Origin of the sequence: Anoxynatronum buryatiense (genome assembly GCF_900182905.1) — a bacterium.
GTDB classification, from domain to species: domain Bacteria; phylum Bacillota; class Clostridia; order Peptostreptococcales; family Tindalliaceae; genus Anoxynatronum; species Anoxynatronum buryatiense.
This window is the reverse complement of the sequence record NZ_FXUF01000008.1, coordinates 1-18652: the sequence shown is the minus strand read 5'-3', so window position 1 is coordinate 18652 and position 18652 is coordinate 1. Positions and strand designations below refer to the sequence as shown.

Here is an 18652-nt window from a genome sequence, read left to right as displayed (position 1 = left end):
GTATCATCTATTTATCCAATGAGCATTTTCATACTAACGAACTAATGCTAAAGAACTAAATGCTAAAGAACTAATGCTTGAAATGGCGCATACCTGTGAACACCATGGCAATGCCAAGGCGATTGCAGGCGTCAATGGATTCCTGGTCTTTCTGGGAACCCCCGGGTTGAATGATGGCAGTGATGCCCGCCTGGGCCGCCACTTCCACACAGTCGCTGAAGGGGAAGAAGGCATCAGAAGCCATCACAGCACCCTGGGTGTCGTGGGTGGTGTTCCGAAGGGCGTTCTCCAGTGCCCAGATGCGGCTGGTCTGTCCCGGTCCCACTGCCAGTGTCTGCTGATTTTTGGCAATGACAATGGCGTTGGATTTCACGTGTTTCACGATTTTCCAGGCAAAGCGCAAATCTTCTTCCAGCTCAGGGGCAAGGCCTGCGGTGGTTTTCAGGTCAAGGCCCTGGGTAAGGGCGTCATCTGCCTGCTGTACCAGCAGGCCGCCGGGCACTCGCTTTAAGTCCAGCATTTCCCGGGGAGCCTTTTCAATTTCCGGAATTTCCAGCAGCCGGATATTGGGTTTGGCTGCAAGTACCTGCAGGGCTTCCGGGGTGAAGGCGGGCGCCATCACCACTTCCAGAAAAATGGGCAGCATGCCTTTGGCCACGGTTTCTGTCACCGGACGGTTAAAGGCCACAATGCCGCCAAAGATGGAGAGGGGATCTGCCCCGTAGGCTTTTTCCCAGGCTTCTTCAATGGTTTCTCCCGAAGCCACGCCACAGGGATTGGTGTGCTTCACCGCTACCGCAGTGGGGGCTGTGAATTCCTGGAGCAGCGACAGGGTGCCGGCGGCATCATTGATGTTATTAAAGGAAAGTTCTTTGCCCTGAAGCTGGCGGGCAGCAGCCAGGGTGCCCGGCAGGGTCACCGGCTCCCGGTAAAAAGCTGCCTGCTGATGGGGGTTTTCCCCGTAGCGCAGGTCCTGGGCTTTTTCGAAGGTGAGGGTCATGGTTGCCGGCCAGTGAAGTTCTTCTGCCGCCGGTTCCGTTGCCCGGGTGAGGTATCCGGCAATGAGACTGTCATAGTGGCTGGTGAGCTGAAACACCTTGGCCGCCAGATCGCGCCGGGTGGCCGGGGTGGTGTCACCGGTTTCAGCCAGCTCCTGCAGCACCCGGGGATAATCTGCCGGGTCGGTGAGCACCGTGACAGACTCGTGGTTTTTGGCGGCAGAACGCAGCATGGCAGGGCCGCCGATGTCAATCTGTTCGATGACCTCTTCAAAGGTTGCACCAGGACGCAGCATGGTTTCTTTGAAGGGGTACAGGTTGATCACCAGCAGGTCAATGGTGTCGATGTGCATTTCTGCCAGGGTGTTCATGTGGGCAGGGTCAGGCCGTCTGGCCAGCAGCCCCCCATGTATCACCGGATGCAGGGTTTTGACCCGGCCGTCCAGACATTCGGGAAATCCGGTGACTTCTGCCACTTCTTTCACCGGAAGCCCTGCTTCTGCCAGCAATCTGGCGGTACCTCCCGTGGAAATCAGCTGCACACCGTGGCGATGCAGGGCTTCTGCCAGTTCCACAATGCCTGTTTTATCGGAAACACTGATTAAAGCACGTTTGATCATTGTTCACTCACCTCATCCTTTAGAATCACCCGGTGTCCTGCCACCTGGAGTTTTTGGGCTGCAAATAAACTGACTGCGCGGGGAAGCAGCCGGTGTTCCACCGCCAGTACCTTTTGCTGAATGGCAGCAGGGTCATCTTCGTGAGAAAGGGCCACTGCCTCCTGGAGAATAATGGGGCCGCCATCCATCTCACCGTTGACAAAATGCACCGTGGCACCGGTGAGCTTCACCCCCCGCTGCCAGACGCCTTCATGCACCTTTATGCCGTACCAGCCAGGGCCGGCAAAAGCAGGAATCAGGGAGGGGTGGATGTTCATCATTCGGTTGGGGTAGGCGGCCACCACCGTCGGGGGCACTTTCTTCACATATCCCGCCAGCACCACCAGCTGGGTGTCCGCTTCTTCCAGCCATTCCAACAACAGTTTGTCGGCTTTTTCCGGTTCATTCACCGGAAGAATCTTTGTGGGAATGTCCCAGTTTCCGGCACGGGTAAGGCCATAGGCATCGGGCTGACTGGCGATCACCTGCACCACACGGGCAGGAATTTGCTGTGCTTCAATGGCCTGAAGCAGGGCTTCCAGATTGGTGCCGCCGCCGGAAATCAACACGCTGATGTTCAGGGGTTGCATAAGGTCACCTGCTTTTCGCCGGCTGTCACTTCGCCGATGATCCATGCCTGTTCCCCCTGTTCCACCAAAGATCGCCGAAGCTGTTCCGCCTCTTTTTCAGCAACGGCAATCACCAGCCCAATGCCCATGTTGAAGGTGGTGTAGAGGTCTTCTTCTTCCAGATTGCCGGCTTCTGCCAGCAGTTTGAAGACCGGGGGCACCGGCCAGCTTCCCCGGTGGATGGTTGCCTGACAGCCCGCCGGCAGCATGCGGGGAATGTTCTCATGAAAACCACCGCCGGTGATATGGGCCATGCCTTTCAGATGGTGATGCTTCATGACTGAAAGTACCGGCTTCACGTATATGCGGGTGGGGGTGAGGAGCACTTCTCCCAGGGGTTTCGCCAGTTCCGGCAGCACCGCATCCAGGGAATAGGCTTTTTCTTCCAGCAGCAGCCGGCGTACCAGCGAAAAACCGTTGCTGTGAATCCCGGAGGAAGCCAGCCCGATGAGAAGATCTCCCGGTTGAATGTTTTCGCCGGTGACCAGTTTTTTCCGGTCTGCCAACCCAACCGCAAAGCCGGCCAGGTCATACTCCCCTTCAGGGTAAAACCCTGGCATTTCAGCGGTTTCACCCCCCACCAGAGCGCAGCCTGCCTCCTGACAGCCAGCGGCTACTCCTGCCACAATGGCAGCGGCTTTTTCTCCCTGCAAACGGCCGGTGGCCAGATAATCGAGAAAAAAGAGGGGTTGAGCCCCATGGCAGAGAATATCATTAACGCACATGGCCACGCAATCCCGCCCAATGGTGTCGTGGCGGTCCATGAGAAAGGCCAGCTTCAACTTGGTGCCCACACCGTCGGTGCCTGAAACCAGCACCGGTTCTGTCATACCGGTGAGATCGGGCTGAAACAGGGCGCCAAAAGAGCCAATGCCGGTGAGCACCCCCGGGGTGAAGGTGCGGGCAACGGCTTCTTTCATTAGTTCCACCGTGCGCTGCCCCTCTGCCACGTTGACCCCCGCATCCTGATAAGTGATTTTACTCATGATGATCCTCCTCCAGCCGTTGAAAACGGTTTTCTGCCTGCCCGCCGGTCTGCACCGGCACTTCGGTGGGATAACGGCCGTCAAAACAGGCCAGACAAAACTGGTTACGTGGCTTTCCAATGGAATCCACCAGGCCTTCCGGACTCAGGTACCCCAATGAATCGGCCCCTATCACCCGGCGAATCTGATCGATGGTTTTCACTGCGCCGATGAGCTGGTTCCGGTCTGGCGTATCGATGCCAAAGAAGCAGCTGTAGGCCACCGGGGGCGAACTGACCCGCACATGCACTTCCTTCGCCCCTGCCTGTTTCAGGGTTTCCACAATGCGTTTGCTGGTGGTGCCCCGCACAATGGAGTCGTCAATGAGTACCAGGCGTTTGCCCCGAATGTTCTGTTCCATGGGGCTCAGCTTCAACTTCACCGCCAGTTCCCGGATGGCCTGGGTGGGCTGAATGAAGGTACGGCCGATATACCGGTTTTTCATGAGGCCTTCCCCGTAGGGAATGCCGGAAGCTTCTGCATACCCCAACGCCACCGGGATGGATGAATCCGGCACCGCCATCACCATATCTGCCTCTGCCGGCCATTCTGCCGCCAGAAGACGGCCGGCATTTCGCCGGGCCTGGTAAACCCCCACACCGTCGATGACGCTGTCGGGGCGGGCAAAGTAAATGTACTCGAAGATACATGACGCCCGTTTTCCCGGGGTGTCATACATTTCTGAGGTTACTCCATTTTCTGTAATGGTGACCATTTCTCCCGGCTCTATATCCCGCACCAGCTGGGCTCCCATCACATCAAAGGCGCAGCTTTCCGATGCCAGCACGTAGCCTGTCTCCGTTTTCCCCAGGCACAGGGGGCGAAGCCCCAGGGGGTCACGAACACCGATGAGGCATTCTTCATTCATAATCACTAGGGCATAGGCGCCCTTCACCAGATCCATGGTGCGGCGAATGGCCTGGTGAATGCCTTCATTGCTGTAACGGGCAATGAGGTTAACAATCACCTCTGAGTCAATGGAGGTCTGAAACACCACCCCGGCGTCTTCCAGCCGTTCCCGCAAGAGCCCGGCATTCACCAGGTTGCCATTGTGGGCCATGGCTATGCTGCCGCCCCGGTAGCGCACCACCAGGGGTTGTGCATTTTCCACATCACTTTCACCACTGGTGGAATACCGCACATGGCCAATGCCCCGGTTGCCGGTGAGTTTTTTCAGTTCTCCTTCTCCAAAAACTTCAGATACCAGCCCCATTTCTTTATGCCAGCGGGTGCGGCTGCCGTCGGTAACGGCAATGCCGGCACTCTCCTGGCCCCGGTGCTGCAACGCATAGAGGCCGTAATACAACAGTTCGGCGGTGTGATCATCGGTGGGCTGGTAGAGCCCCAGCACACCACACTCCTCATGAAGCCGGTCCATCTCATCCATCATATCCATCTCCTGCCAGGGGTTTTGTTTCTTCATACCGCTCACCTTTCCACCACAACTGCCTGACGAAGCCGCTTCAACACTTCTTCGTAGGCCTCTTCCACCTGTCCCAAATCCTGACGAAAACGGTCTTTATCCAGTTTTTTGCCGGTTGTTGTATCCCACAACCGACAGGTATCCGGCGAAATTTCATCAGCCAGAATCACTTCCCCGCCGTACAGTCCGAACTCCAGCTTGAAGTCCACCAGTCGCAGCCCTGCCTTCAGCATGACCGGCTGCAGCAATTCATTGACTCTCAGGGCCATGGTGCGAATGACAGCCAGCTGTTCTTTCGTGGCCCACCCCAGAGCGGTGATATGGTCATCATTCACCAGCGGGTCGCCTAAAGCATCATTTTTATAACAGAATTCCAGTATGGGGTGGGGCAGCACTTTCCCTTCTTCTGCTCCCAGGCGTTTACTGAGAGAGCCGGTAGCAATGTTGCGCACAATCACTTCCACCGGTAGAATGGTCACTGCCTTCACCAGCATTTGACCGGGGGTCAGTGATGCGATCAGGTGGGTGGGAATGCCTGAAGCTTCCAGATACCGGAAGAGCAGGGCCGACATTTCACAGTTCACTTGTCCTTTCCCCATAATGGTGCCTTTCTTTTCGCCGTTGAAGGCAGTGGCATCGTCTTTATACACCACCACCAGCTGTTTTTCATCCTTGGTGCGGAACATTTTTTTGGCTTTTCCCTCGTACAGCATGTCACCCATTTCAATGTCTTGCAGGTCAAGCTCTTTCAGGCCAAGATCTTTCAGGCTGGTCCCCTTCTCTTGTTTCACTTCACTCATTGTTCCTGTCTCCCTTCCAAAAAGGCTTCAACGCCCATGGTTTCCAATGCTTGTGCTTTTTTAAGCACCTGGTCTGTCTGCTGGTGAATCCAACGATCCAGCCGGTCCATGAGGGCTTCATCTCCCAGGGCCAGTATGCGGGCGGCCAGCAACCCGGCATTTCGGGCTCCGTTGATGGCCACTGTAGCCACAGGAATGCCCCCGGGCATTTGCACAATGGACAGCAGGGAATCCAGCCCGTTCATTTGCCGGCTTTTCACCGGCACCCCTATCACCGGCAGGGGCGTCAACGACGCCACCATTCCCGGCAGGTGGGCGGCACCGCCGGCACCGGCAATAATCACCTTCAGGCCCCGTTCACGGGCTTCCCTACCATAAGCCACCATTCGCTCCGGTGTGCGGTGAGCTGACACAATAGTTACTTCATAAGGCACTTCCAATATCTTTAAAATCCCGGCAGCTTCCTGCATCACCGGCAGATCAGAATCGCTGCCCATGATGATGCCCACCAGGGGCTGTTGAGGCTTTGTCTCTGCGGTGGTTGGCGTGATTGATGTCATCCTTGTTCCTCCTTTTGATTTCAGTGGCCGAAGCAGTCGCCACCACTTCAATGCGTAAGAGGGCTTCCACTCGGTCGGCCAGTATCAGGGCCTCTTCCAAGGTGTCGGCCAGTACCGTCACATGGCCCATCTTCCGGCCGGGGCGGCTTTCGGTCTTTCCATAGAGGTGCAGGTGCACTTCTCCCAGCGCCAAGGCTTCTTCTATACCTGCCAACCGGGGTTTGCCGACATGGCGGGGATCTCCCAGTAAATTGATCATCACCGCCGGCCGCAGCAGCCTGGGCGGCAGCAGGGGCCATCCCATAAGGGCCCGCAGCTGCTGGCCAAACTGGGAAATATTACAGCTTTCAATGGTATGATGCCCGGAGTTGTGGGTTCTGGGAGCAATTTCATTGATGGTGAGCCGGTGTTCCCGGTCCACAAACATTTCAATGCAAAAAATCCCCGCCCCCTTCAATTGTTTCAGGGTATTTCGGGCCAGCTGATCCGCTTCTTCCAGCACTTTTACCGGCAGAGGAGCCGGCACCAGCGTCCGGTGGAGAATACTGTCCCGGTGCTGGTTCTGACCCACGGGAAAGATGGCCAGATTGCCTGCTTCGTCCCGGGCAGCCAGTACGGAGATTTCCATGAGAAAATCAATGCACTTTTCTGCCATGAGGGAGGTTTCCCCTCCCCCCAACCGGGTCATGGCCTGGTTTAAGTCTGCCGGCGTTTCCACCAGGGCATTTCCCTTACCGTCGTAACCGCCTGTGCAGCTTTTCAGCATAAAGGGATAGCCATAGGCTTCTCCAGCTTTTTGGGCGTCGGCTTCATTCTTCACCTGCATAAAATCGGGTACGGGTAGACAGCAAGATGCCAGAAACGACTTCTGCCGAAACTTGTCCTGTACCATGTACAGTGTTTCCGGCGAAGGCATTACCTGGCATCCTGAAGATTCCAGGCGCATCAATGTCCTGGCATCAATATGTTCAAATTCATAGGTCAACCGGCGGCTGGCAGCTGCCAGGGCTTCCAGTGCTGCTTCATCGGTAAAAGCCGCCTGAATGGTTTGGTGGCTCATCACTCCAGCAGGGCAGTCAACCGCCGGGTCAAGCACTGCAAAGGTGAGCCCTGCCCGGTGCCCTTCCAAGAGCAGCATTTTGCCCAGCTGTCCACCCCCGACAACACCAATCTCTGCCTGATTCAACACCCAACGCCTCCTCATTCTTCAATCGATTCTTTTGGCTTTGCTCTTTCTATTGCTTGCTTTACTTACCGGCAGGTGTTCATGCACCTATGGCATGTGCCGCTGCCACTCTTTGATATCATTTCGTCATCATTCATGGCTGATCTGTGTTTTGTCCGTGGTTTAAGTGTAACAAAACAGACATCAAAAAGTAAAGAGAATAGAGAATCTTTTTGATCGATACGGCATTAATGTGCGTCTATTCCAGAAAAACTATTTGCTTTTTTCTTTAATTGTTCTGTTTTTATGCGTGTTCTGAATTTTTGTGGTTCTGTTGAGATCTTGTTTATGACGATCTAAACGAACCAGTCATCCGACACATTTGAACCACTCCGTTTGGCATAGGATGGATTTTTAATTTACCGATCCCCTGGCAGTAAGTGCTTTATTGTATGTATTCGAATGACAAAAATCCCCCGGCATCTGCCGGGGGATTCGCATTCGGATGGTTATTTGTCGATTGATTGATACTTATTTGATGCCGTTCCAATAAAGATTCCAAGCTTCCTCTGCAGCATCGTCTGTTGGTTCCAGCAGTCCATTCACCAATTGAAGTACATATCCCACAATGAATCGATGATAGGACTTGATGAGACCGGCCGCTTCCAGCTTCGGCATGCGGCGTTTTTGACTGGATTCCACAAATCCTGCAATTTGCTCTGAAAACTGGACTTTCCAGATGTTGGACATTTCCCTGATCTTCTCCTTCATGGAAGCCACTGGGAAGAGGGTGTTGCGCAACAGGAAAGTGTACGGATCTGGATGGTCCCGGTAAAACTTCAGCAACGCTTCAAAAATGTACTTGAGACGGTCCTCGGCGATCTGGCTGGGACAATTGTCAATAGCCTCTGTAATGACAGCCTGATGCAATGCTTCGCATTCTTTGATCATTTGAAGGTAAAGCAGTTCTTTTGAGTCGAAATAGTAGTAAAACGAAGGAGCTGTGATCCCAATCTCGTTGCAGATGTCCCGGATGGTGGTTGCTTCATAACCCTTGTCGTTAAAAAGCTTCATGGAAACTCTTTTAATGCGTTCTGCAGATTCATGTTCTCTCACTTTTGACACCTCTCTCAACCTACCGTTAGTTTTTCTACTTATTATACGCTTCTTTTTTTGACATTGCAACGCTTTTTTGACATTGTATTGATTTTTTTCAATTCGTCACAAACTGACACTATTGCTGAATTTCGTCGGCGGAAAAATCCCATTTTGTGGTCATCACCGGCATCAACAACCGAAATTGAAAAACACTCCTGGAGTATCATCTGCAGACCAACTGATTCACCTTCGAGCAAACTTTTGATAGACAGGAAGATCAATTCAGGTCATCCATCTGAAGCAGATCAGAATGACTCAAGCCACATCCATATAAGAAAAAAAGCACCCAATACCAACAGGTGCCCCATCGGCAAAAAACTGATTTTCGAAATTCTTTTGTTCTTCAGTGTTGCCCTCAACGAAATCACGTATGACACCAAGTACGTTCCTGCAAGCAACATCGTTGCCAAAGCAACAAACCCCAGCATCAGCTGGCCAGGTGCCGACCAATCCGTCATCCCGATATTCGCAACCGATATCACTGTTCCAATCCATGAAAGAAGCGAAGGTGGAATCGGCAACGCCAAAAGAATAAACAAAATGATTATGGATGCATTGTTCTTTTTCAAAAAATCCCTCCATCTGGTGCACGCCGGCAGCAATCATCATTTCCATTAGATACCCTTTCCAGCTTAGAACAAAACCGTCCCTCACCAAGCGTAGATGCTTTTATCTTTTCCGGCGAGCTGCAACACGGATTCTACCGCTACATTTTTCACCGAGTCATCCATGTGATTAATTGCGCAAAGACTGGTCTTCGCTTTAAAACGCTATGCTTAAGGCGTCGATGATACCGTCATTGGCAGATTACAGGCAAAAGGAGCGCTCTAACATCTAAGGGCGACTTTCCATGAGCGCAAAGATGAAGAAAAAGGAAATCAGAGACTGCTGCCCGGCACAAGGCGGGCAGCAGCAACCTAAAGCATATTCTTCAAAGCCACTTTTTTACTGCTCCATCCCATGCTTCCGGCCCATTCTCTCAGTGCTTCCTTTTCTTCTTTGTCGCCGTGAAGGTAAACTCCCCGCAAAAAATCAGTATAGCCCCTCATTCCACCCACATCATCCATGACATACCCGCCCATTTTATGGACGCAGACCGGCTTATACTTCTCCTCAACGATGCCGACAGCTTCGTCCATCCACTCTTGATCCACCACGCCTTGCCGAACAAATGTATTCATATCACTGAGTCTTGTTATTTCAACAACCCAGTTGTCGCCGAAATCATACTTATAAACCAGTTTGTTGGTAACCGGATTTGGAAGCACACCAGAATGTATGTTCACTTCACCGTTGACAAGATCCTTATATGCTGCAAGTGAGCTGCCCGATGTGCCAAGAATTTGTCTTACTTCCAGTTTTTCCATTAATTCAAAGAGATCTGAATCAAAACTGATGGAGTCTGTGAGTTCCTTCAAAGTCAAATCCATAATTGGCGCTTTGCGAAGCGTTTTAACAGAGCCTTTTTTGCTCTGAGGCAAGTTCTTTGTTCTCTCATAAAAATCATAAAAAGACTCTCTGACTTCCACCATCGGACAGTTTTTCATCAATATCTCAATGCCTTCCCTTGCCACATCATAATCTTCCGTATAACCGCCATATTCATAGGGTCCCGTATATTTTTTCTTCAGCCAAATTTTAAAATTGCCACCGGTATAGTCTTCATCATCCCAAAATTTGTCATGTTCATCAATGGGTACACCACGATACAAAATACCTGCAAGTTCTGACCATTCCCTTACACGATTGCCAGTCAATCGAAGGTTGTCTTTTTCATCCAGTTCGAAAGAACGCAAATGAGAATTTTGCCAGCCAAAGAGCCGCTGAATTACGTAGTGGAGATGGTGCAGGTGCATATCTGATGGAATAATAATATCTCTCACAATTGTACCCCGTTCAGTGGTCTGGGCGTATTTCATCAGCACTTCAATATCTTCCTCACTGCACCATTCGTTCAGAAGCTCCAACCGCAGTAAAATGGGTTGGTCACCCAGCATCTGGTGGGTGTCTTGATTCTTTTTCATACCTTTAATCACCTGTTCTTTATCCTTTGCATATGGTTTCACCTCGACTGATCCCTCCGTCCTAAAAGTCATTACGTTGATCGCCAGCATCTATCATCAGGCCCTTCTCGCTTCCCCTGTATTGGGATAGTTGGATAGTTGGCCGGATGGCTATGCCTCCATTTTACCCAGCTTGGCGAATAAAGTGTTGATTCTCACCTTAGAAGCCTGTACCTGAAACCTGTTAAACTCATTGGGCTGGAAAGACTGAAACAGGATGCTACCCCCATTTAAAGAGATACCCGGCACCGGCGGATCAAAACGGCTATTGGGTCGTCGAGGTTTATCAGGCTATAACCTCACAACTTCAAAGAATGATGGGTCGGCCTTTTCTTTCATGTAATATTTTTCAAGGACATGATCCTCTTTTTGATCTGCTATTTGATAGATTTCCCATCCGTTTTCTTCTTCCAGAAGCCAGTGAATTTTAAACGTTCGGTTCTTTGGAACCATCACAACTGTTTTGATGGTTCCGAAGAAGTCGTCATAATAACGTGACGACAAACCCTCAGGATATGTTTTTTGAAAAAGACTGGTTATGTCATTTTCGGCCAGCGATTTTTTATCTTCCATGAAATTCTCTATCGTTTGTAATCGTATGACAGAGTTTTTCATCGCATAGGGCTCCCATTTTTGAAAGGATGGAATCACGATATGGTTGGTGCCACACACATACTTTTTCTTGCTTGTGGGTGAAATCCTTTCAAATGAGAGTTCACCATCCATCGTCTCCACAAGACAGCCATTGCCGTTCTCATCTGCTAAAAATAGATTGATGTTATACGCTATCGGCATTTCTTTCACCAGTGCCAGGGCTTCATCCACATCTTTACAGTTTTCCAAAATACTTCTTATCACTGCCCAAAACTGCAAACCCTTGATTTTCGGCGGCCGCATCCCACTCATATTACTCACCGGCAAGCCACAAGATGACATTGAAACGGCAAGTCCACATTCATTGATGCCTTCGCTTCTACCAAAAAGAACAACACTGCCTCCAATATGCGCATACTTTCCTTCTGGTTTGGTTTTAAACAAGACCAGGTCTTCATGTTCTAAATCAAATTCATAGTTTCTTGCGAGCCGGGTATCCCCATCATTCATCAAGCTGCCTTCTACAATAAGACCTGAGCATCTTGGAATCAGGTAAGTCATCCACGTAAAAGCAATGTCACTTACTGAAACATTGCTGGCCGCTGCATAGCCTTCCAGTTCACGCACTAATCCCGGGCAATATTTCCTGTATAGATTGATCGCCTCATTCAATTCATTGTCTGTGAACGTATTGGGAGCTTTTAAAACACCTGATGTTAAGTTCGGCATTAATGCCATTTTTCGACCAATTTCCTCATAACTTCCCTCTAATGTAAAATAAGATATGTTTTTCGTTTCCATCGAATACGCCTCCTTTTCTAAGCCCATTCTACAGAGAAAACCACATCTTATCCTGTCATTCTTTGCTTTTATTTGTCGCTTTTAGTTTATCTTTTTAACTGGTATCCAAATCTCACACTTGTAATTTTGATCATTCATATCACCCAGATGGTATACCTCAATATTGTAACCCACGCTTATCTCGTATGCTTTATTCTCTGGTAACCACTCATTGAAGATTCTGGTATTCACCGCTTGTAATGATGTGGGCAGTGGCCCCGTGCAGTGGAATTTAGCCCAGTTCAGTGCTGGAATTTCGAGAACTTCATAGTCTTTATTGACTTGAGCCTTATCAAAATCACCTGCAATATAATAATCAAACTCATGACTTTTTTTCATCGTGTCAATGCTAATGCCATACTTTCCAATATTGAAGTCAGACGCTGTTCGTCCACTAATGGTGGCCGGACATGTTACTTTCCATTCCCTCCAAAATTCAGGGATTTCATCAAAAGCCTTTTCATAAGAAAATCGCTTGCCGATTCCAATGACTTTAAAGGATGCCATCGCCTCAACGATATAATCCAACTGAGTTCCACCTCTTACAGAGACACTGATATCCATCGGATGAAACGGTTTTATTTTGTAGGGTTGCTTTCTTAATTTCATGGGTGACAAACCATGAAAACGACTAAAGGCCTTTGAGAAGCTTTCTGGTGTTTCATAACCATACCGGTAAGCCACCTCTATGACTTTATCATCTTTTTCAATGAGATCAAGTGCCGCCAAATACAATCGTCTGTTTCTAATGTATTCCCCTATGGTATAGCCAGTCATGATATTAAATGCCTTTTGAAAATAAAACGGGGAAATATGAACATGCTTTGAAAGACTTTCTAAAGATACATCCGAAAGTATGTTCTGCTCTATGTATTCAATTGATTCTTTTAATGCTTTCGTCCATTCCATGGCCTTCACCGACTTTATCTTCAAAATTCTTCAGTATTTTTAATGCCAAACTGGTCGATTCAACTTGCTAATGAGGGAAACTAAATGAATCCTTCTGTCAGAACAGTCTTTTTCCATCTGAAATATTGATACCAAGCTCTTTCGCCATCCCGGTCTGCTTAAATGGGTTTATTCTTTCCACGACGCTGTCACGTTTGAAAAGCGAGCCGGTATTTTTAAACCAAAAAGTTATATTTGCTTTTACGCATTGTTCACGGATATTAAGCACCCAATCATAATCACATTCACGGGCTTCTCGCCCTGTTTCGCCGCCGACTGTCACATGGTCTACGCCATGAAGATACGGCGTTAAATCGATCGCTTCTAAAAGTGGGGCGCAGGCGATAAACCGCCGCTTGATGGGATAGGATAAAAACAATGGCAGCCTGTCATCGGCTGCTTGCTGATTTTCGACGGTACATCCCATGTTTACGTTGTCATATCCTGTTCCCCAATCTGATGGGAGAGATACCAGGAAACGATCAATTCGCTTGGTCAAAATTAAAAAATCGATATCGGTTCTTTCTTTGATGATCGACCACACCTCTTTGCGCCATTCATCCGCTTCCGGAAGAAAAAAGTCGGTTGCAAAACAGGTGGCAAGAATCTTGTTTCCTTTGATGTTGTATTCGCCTTTTGCATTTGTTTTGATGGGCCAATCGAATTTGTCTGTTTTTTGTATGGTGCTTTGACCATAGCGCTTCGCATGCGGCCCATAAAAATAGCAATTTGCGCAGCCATCGCTTGCTTTGTAGCAACCCGTCCACGGCTCCCAGTTCACAGGCATCCTCCCCTTCATGTATCTGCGTATTTATACCGTTAACTCCAGCCTGTTTCCATCAGGGTCTAATACGCAGCTTTCATAGTAGCCATCTCCTGTGTACCGTGGCTCACTGATGACTGTGTAGCCCGCTTTCATTAATTCATCCGTAAGGCCTTTAACCTTTTCAATACTTCCCACAGAAATGGCGATATGGGCTAGTCCGATATACTGGTGATTGGTATCGCCTGATGCCAACAACACTGCCGGCATCTGCATAAGCTCCAGCCTTGCGCCTGAATCAAACGTAATAAAGTATGATTCAAAGGATTTCCTGGGATTATTGTATTTGTCGCCAGCAATTCCACCAAAGTAATCTATATAAAACGTCTTCATTATTTCTATGTTTTGGGTCCACATAGCCACATGCTCGATTCTCACGAGTCATACATCCTTCCCGAAAGTGACACCATCTCTTCAGGTACATTTTACCCATCATGTGCTTCGAAATCTTTCTTTAAATAGACCATATCCACCAACTGAATCCCATTATCAAACATTGGGTGCTCATAGTTATCAATAAAAAAGTCCTTCACCCGATGCGAAAGCACAAACCCACACCGTTCATAAAACGAAATGATCCACGGGCTGTCCCCTGTCCCAACTATGATGCTTTTACACTTGTCTTCGTAATGCTCACATATATACTTAATCAGGCGACTTCCATACCCTTTCCCCTGATACTTTTCATATGTTGCTATGTTTTTCAATTCACATGTATCTTTATCTTCCCTTGTGATCACGCAGATACATTTTAAATCCCCATCATAAAGAGCAAACAGTTCGCCTCGCTCTATATATTTATCAATCATGCTCTCTTGTTCATCTGCCAAAAGTAATAGATCCAAAAACCTTTTTTTGTTTTCTTTAATGATTTTGATATCCATCACAATCCCCTTACGTTTAATAAGTTGCATTCACCTGGTGCGTGTCTTTTGACAAAAATCTTAAAGAGATCTTAGAACGCCGCCGCAGAATTTCGCATGATCAATAGCCCGAATCGCTAAGAAGGTAATTTCTTAGCAATATAAAACCCATAGCTTAGATAATCTTTGTACTTCCTATATAAGGCAATTTCCTGTCTTTCTCCTTCTACAATAGCTTTTGCTGCATCAGAATTTTCATGCTTTTGGAGAAAAGCATCAAACCGCTTTTCCATGGGACTATAGTAATTGTCAAGCCAACTTTTTTCAGACAAGAAAAAGAATCCTACCAGCGAAAAACCATTTTCTTCGAGTATTTTTATTTTCCCTGATGCAGTATCAATTTCTGGATATTCGTTATTCCAGTGTTCTTCAATTTCTTTCGGTCTGTTTTTTGTTTTCCATGTCATTTCACTTACAGCAATATAACCATTTGTCTTTAAAAATCGCTTCCAATTCTTCAATCCTGACTCAAATCCGATATTATATATGGCACCTTCTGACCACAATATATCATACTCTTCATTATCAAATGGAAGTGCATCCATGGACTTTTCCAGAGTCGTAATTTTGTTTTCCAAATTCAACTTTTTGGCTCGGTCATTCAGTTTCGTTAAGAAATCAGCAAATAAATCTACCGCAGTAATGCAGCCATTTAAGTTCTGAGCGAGCGTCAGTGTTTGAGCGCCTAAACCACAGCCAACATCTGCAATTTTCAAAGATGCTTCAGGGTTAATATCAATCATACTTAATGCCTTTAAAGTATCTTCACCACTTCCCGGGCCTTGTCTTTCAGCATCCACGTGGAAATCGATTAGTAACTCTAATTCCGTCATTTAAATTCTCCTTTTAACTTGCAACTGTTTTTGGGAGTAAATCTACTTAACGTTTTGCAGCTATGCGAAGTTGCCCGAACTGCATAGTTGCTGTTAGCCGATGTAATTCTCCTCATTTCATTTTGTACGCCCCTTCTTTCCTATTCACTTCATTTGTTGTCGATGTTCCAGCTTATCTATTGGTCAAAGTTAACGGTAACAGCAACATTTCCCCTTTTATGCCCAGTCTCCACGTATTTGTGAGCTTCGATAATTTGTTCAAAGGAATAAACTCTATCATTGACTGGGTTAACAGCACCGGCTTCGACCATTTTTGTTATTTGGTTAAGCCTATCTGATTTTAGCAGCAATGGAGATTCATCTATAGATCCATATTTTCCATTTTTTGACAGGGCTTTTACACATGCCTTTTTCAGAGCGGAAGTTTTAGATTTTCCAACGGCATCCAGAACAAAGTCATATTTCACTAATTGCGAAATAGCGTCTTGTCTTGTATAGTCAACAACATTATCCGCCCCTAAAGATTTAATAAATTCCAGGTTTTTAGTTCCGCATACAGCAGTTACCGTAGCGCCAAGATGTTTTGCATATTGCACCGCAAATGTACCAGTTGTTCCGGATGCTCCATAGATGAGTACTTTATTATCTTTCTTGATATTTCCCTTTTCCATGTATTGAATCGCCAATAGTCCGCCATATGCTGCAGAGGTTGCTTCCTCATAACTTATATTGTCTGGCATAATTGCCAAACACCCTTGTTTGGAATCCACTTCTTTCATGCACTTGTAATCAGCATATCCTCCGAGAGAAAATCCTGTTAAGCCATAAACTTTATCACCCGGTTTAAATCGTTTAATGTCGAAGCCAACAGCTTCAATTCTACCGGAAAAAACTTCTCCTATAATTGGATTGCGTGGACCTCTCAACCCCATCATTAAGCGAAATGGTATACGCATCATTTTAGAAGGTATGTTAGAACTTCTGATAAAGAGGTCGCTATTGGTAACAGAAGTTGCATAAATTTTTATCAGAACTTCATCCTGTCTATGAATCGGCTTATTGATTTGTCTGATTTGCAGTACATCCGCCGGTCCGTACTTCGGGCATATTATTGCTTTCATGGTCCCCATTTCATTCCTCCCTGCTTTTTTCATGCGCACACTCTTTTTCTTGCGGTGTAATCTTTCAGCCAACGTTTTGCATTGCCGAAGCCTTTGAGCTGGACCCCAAAGGAATACCGCTTGGGGGAGCTTGTCTCCCAGCGAAAAGGTTTGGGTCGGAGCGCAGCGGAGCCGGCAATGCATGGTTATCTGACGTAAACCACAGATATTTTTATGTTATATTCGGGAGTGTAAAATAAATTGTGCTTTTAGCTAATCCAACTATAATAACAATAGGGAGAGGATGGAAATGGCTAAGAGCAGAAAACCAAGAATCATGACCCAGGAGCAGGTCAAGCAGTTTATCAAAGACAATGAGATTCAATCCGTGGAGGATATTCAGAATGTCCTTAAAGGCATATTCGCAGAAACGCTTCAAGGAATGCTGGAAGGGGAAATGGACACCCATCTCGGCTACCAGAAACACGAAGATGCCAAGAAAGAAACTGCCAACCGTCGAAACGGCCATAGTGCTAAAACCGTTCGCAGCGATTACGGCGAAGTGGGTTTGGAAATCCCACGTGACCGTGAAAGCGATTTTGAACCAGTGATCGTCAAGAAAGGCCAAATAAACGTGACCGGCATTGAAGATCAAGTCATTGCCCTGTACGCTAAAGGGGTCAGTACAAGAGACATACAGGCTCATCTGGAGCAGTTATATGGAATCGAGGTATCCCCTACCCTCATTTCAAATATCACCAACAAAATCATGCCAACCATCAAAGAATGGCAGAACCGACCGTTGATAGGAACCTACGCCATGGTCTTCCTGGATGCCATTCACTATAAAGTCAAGCAGGACGGAATGATTGTCAACAAAGCAGCCTACATGGTCATTGGCATTGATATGGATGGACAAAAGGACGTCCTGGGTATGTGGATTGGCGAGAATGAAACCTCCAAGTTCTGGCTGGTGGTTCTTAATGAGCTGAAAAACCGGGGTGTGGAGGATATTCTTATTGTAAGCGTAGACAATCTGAAAGGCTTCAACGAAGCCATCGCCGCCTGCTATCCCCAAGCGGAAATCGGGAGTGTAAAATAAATTGTGCTTTTAGCTAATCCAACTATAATAACAGTAGGGAGAGGATGGAAATGGCTAAGAGCAAAAAACCAAGAATCATGACCCAGGAGCAGATCAAGCAGTTTATCAAAGACAATGAGATTCAATCCGTGGAGGATATTCAGAATGTCCTCAAAGGCATGTTCGCAGAAACGCTTCAAGGAATGCTGGAAGGGGAAATGGACACCCATCTCGGCTACCAGAAACACGAAGATGCCAAGAAAGAAACAGCCAACCGTCGGAACGGTCATAGTGCTAAAACCGTTCGCAGCGATTACGGCGAAGTGGGTTTGGAAATTCCACGTGACCGTGAAAGCGACTTTGAACCAGTGATCGTCAAGAAAGGCCAAAGAAATGTGACCGGCATTGAAGATCAAGTCATTGCCCTGTACGCCAAAGGGGTCAGTACAAGAGACATACAGGCTCATCTGGAGCAGTTGTATGGAATCGAGGTATCCCCTACCCTCATTTCAAATATTACCAACAAAATCATGCCAACCATCAAAGAATGGCAGAACCGACCATTGATAAGAACCTACGCCATGGTCTTCCTGGATGCCATTCACTATAAAGTCAAGCAGGACGGAATGATTGTCAACAAAGCAGCCTACATGGTCATTGGCATTGATATGGATGGACAAAAGGACGTCCTGGGTATGTGGATTGGCGAGAATGAAACCTCCAAGTTCTGGCTGGTGGTTCTTAATGAGCTGAAAAACCGGGGTGTGGAGGATATTCTTATTGTAAGCGTAGACAATCTGAAAGGCTTCAACGAAGCCATCGCCGCCTGCTATCCCCAAGCGGAAATCCAGAAGTGTATCGTTCACCAGATACGAAACAGTGTACGGTATGTAAACTACAAAGATCTGCGTAAAGTGACCGCCGATTTAAAGCCAATTTACCAGGCGGCCAGCGAAGATGCGGGACTGGAAGCACTCAATGAATTTGAAGCCATCTGGGGGAGCAAGTACCCTCTGATCATCAATTCCTG

The 18652-nt window shown here is 47.8% G+C and carries 18 protein-coding genes and 1 pseudogene; 2 read left to right on the top strand and 17 right to left on the bottom strand.

Annotated elements, in window-relative coordinates; genetic code table 11:
* Positions 1-70: 70 nt before the first annotated feature.
* From purH to QOL74_RS10820, 17 genes are all read right to left on the bottom strand, one after another.
* Positions 71-1618 carry a bifunctional phosphoribosylaminoimidazolecarboxamide formyltransferase/IMP cyclohydrolase gene (gene purH, locus QOL74_RS10900; RefSeq protein ID WP_283409511.1) on the bottom strand — a complete coding sequence of 516 codons (1548 nt, stop codon included), beginning with the start codon at positions 1616-1618 and terminating at the stop codon, positions 71-73.
* Positions 1615-2292: a phosphoribosylglycinamide formyltransferase gene (gene purN, locus QOL74_RS10895; protein ID WP_283409510.1), complete on the bottom strand. Its 678-nt coding sequence runs from the start codon at positions 2290-2292 to the stop codon at positions 1615-1617. The genes purH and purN overlap by 4 nt, the downstream gene beginning before the upstream one ends.
* Positions 2235-3272, bottom strand: coding sequence for a phosphoribosylformylglycinamidine cyclo-ligase (gene purM / locus QOL74_RS10890; protein WP_283409509.1), 1038 nt, complete (start codon positions 3270-3272; stop codon positions 2235-2237). The genes purN and purM overlap by 58 nt, the downstream gene beginning before the upstream one ends.
* Positions 3265-4734, bottom strand: coding sequence for an amidophosphoribosyltransferase (gene purF, locus QOL74_RS10885; protein WP_283409508.1), 1470 nt, complete (start codon positions 4732-4734; stop codon positions 3265-3267). Before purF ends, purM begins: the two co-directional genes overlap by 8 nt.
* A gap of 5 nt (positions 4735-4739) precedes the next feature.
* Positions 4740-5534 (bottom strand): phosphoribosylaminoimidazolesuccinocarboxamide synthase, encoded by a 795-nt coding sequence (gene purC / locus QOL74_RS10880; protein ID WP_346771745.1) that lies wholly within the window; start codon positions 5532-5534, stop codon positions 4740-4742.
* Positions 5531-6094 carry a 5-(carboxyamino)imidazole ribonucleotide mutase gene (purE, locus tag QOL74_RS10875; protein WP_283409507.1) on the bottom strand — a complete coding sequence of 188 codons (564 nt, stop codon included), beginning with the start codon at positions 6092-6094 and terminating at the stop codon, positions 5531-5533. Before purE ends, purC begins: the two co-directional genes overlap by 4 nt.
* The gene (locus tag QOL74_RS10870) at positions 6015-7283 is read right to left on the bottom strand and encodes a 5-(carboxyamino)imidazole ribonucleotide synthase (RefSeq protein ID WP_283409506.1); all 1269 of its coding nucleotides are present in this window, start codon (positions 7281-7283) and stop codon (positions 6015-6017) included. Before QOL74_RS10870 ends, purE begins: the two co-directional genes overlap by 80 nt.
* Before the next feature lie 507 nt (positions 7284-7790).
* Positions 7791-8375, bottom strand: a complete 585-nt coding sequence (locus QOL74_RS10865; protein ID WP_283409505.1) for a TetR/AcrR family transcriptional regulator — start codon at positions 8373-8375, stop codon at positions 7791-7793.
* Between the two features lie 297 nt (positions 8376-8672).
* Positions 8673-9032 (bottom strand): hypothetical protein, encoded by a 360-nt coding sequence (locus tag QOL74_RS10860; protein WP_283409504.1) that lies wholly within the window; start codon positions 9030-9032, stop codon positions 8673-8675.
* Between the two features lie 302 nt (positions 9033-9334).
* Positions 9335-10441 (bottom strand): IS1096 element passenger TnpR family protein, encoded by a 1107-nt coding sequence (locus QOL74_RS10855; protein WP_283409503.1) that lies wholly within the window; start codon positions 10439-10441, stop codon positions 9335-9337.
* Between the two features lie 330 nt (positions 10442-10771).
* Positions 10772-11875 (bottom strand): C45 family autoproteolytic acyltransferase/hydrolase, encoded by a 1104-nt coding sequence (locus QOL74_RS10850; RefSeq protein WP_283409502.1) that lies wholly within the window; start codon positions 11873-11875, stop codon positions 10772-10774.
* A gap of 81 nt (positions 11876-11956) precedes the next feature.
* Positions 11957-12823, bottom strand: coding sequence for an AraC family transcriptional regulator (locus QOL74_RS10845; RefSeq protein WP_283409501.1), 867 nt, complete (start codon positions 12821-12823; stop codon positions 11957-11959).
* 97 nt (positions 12824-12920) lie between these two features.
* Entirely contained in the window at positions 12921-13643 is a 723-nt protein-coding gene (locus QOL74_RS10840) for a DUF5131 family protein (RefSeq protein WP_283409500.1), read from the bottom strand.
* Between the two features lie 30 nt (positions 13644-13673).
* Complete coding sequence (locus QOL74_RS10835) at positions 13674-14063, bottom strand: VOC family protein (RefSeq protein WP_283409499.1); 390 nt, start codon at positions 14061-14063, stop codon at positions 13674-13676.
* A 47-nt stretch (positions 14064-14110) separates the two neighbouring features.
* A complete protein-coding gene (locus tag QOL74_RS10830) occupies positions 14111-14569 on the bottom strand; it encodes a GNAT family N-acetyltransferase (protein WP_283409498.1) in 459 nt (152 codons plus the stop codon).
* Between the two features lie 116 nt (positions 14570-14685).
* Entirely contained in the window at positions 14686-15441 is a 756-nt protein-coding gene (locus QOL74_RS10825; RefSeq protein WP_283409497.1) for a class I SAM-dependent methyltransferase, read from the bottom strand.
* A 176-nt stretch (positions 15442-15617) separates the two neighbouring features.
* Positions 15618-16595: an NAD(P)-dependent alcohol dehydrogenase gene (locus tag QOL74_RS10820; RefSeq protein ID WP_283409496.1), complete on the bottom strand. Its 978-nt coding sequence runs from the start codon at positions 16593-16595 to the stop codon at positions 15618-15620.
* A 256-nt stretch (positions 16596-16851) separates the two neighbouring features.
* Between QOL74_RS10820 and QOL74_RS10815 the strand changes: the two are divergent.
* Together QOL74_RS10815 and QOL74_RS10810 are read left to right on the top strand one after the other, a co-directional pair.
* A pseudogene (locus tag QOL74_RS10815) lies at positions 16852-17628 on the top strand (IS256 family transposase); the annotation flags it as partial.
* Between the two features lie 65 nt (positions 17629-17693).
* Positions 17694-18652: IS256 family transposase (locus tag QOL74_RS10810; RefSeq protein ID WP_283409494.1), on the top strand; the 959-nt coding region annotated here is incomplete at its 3' end.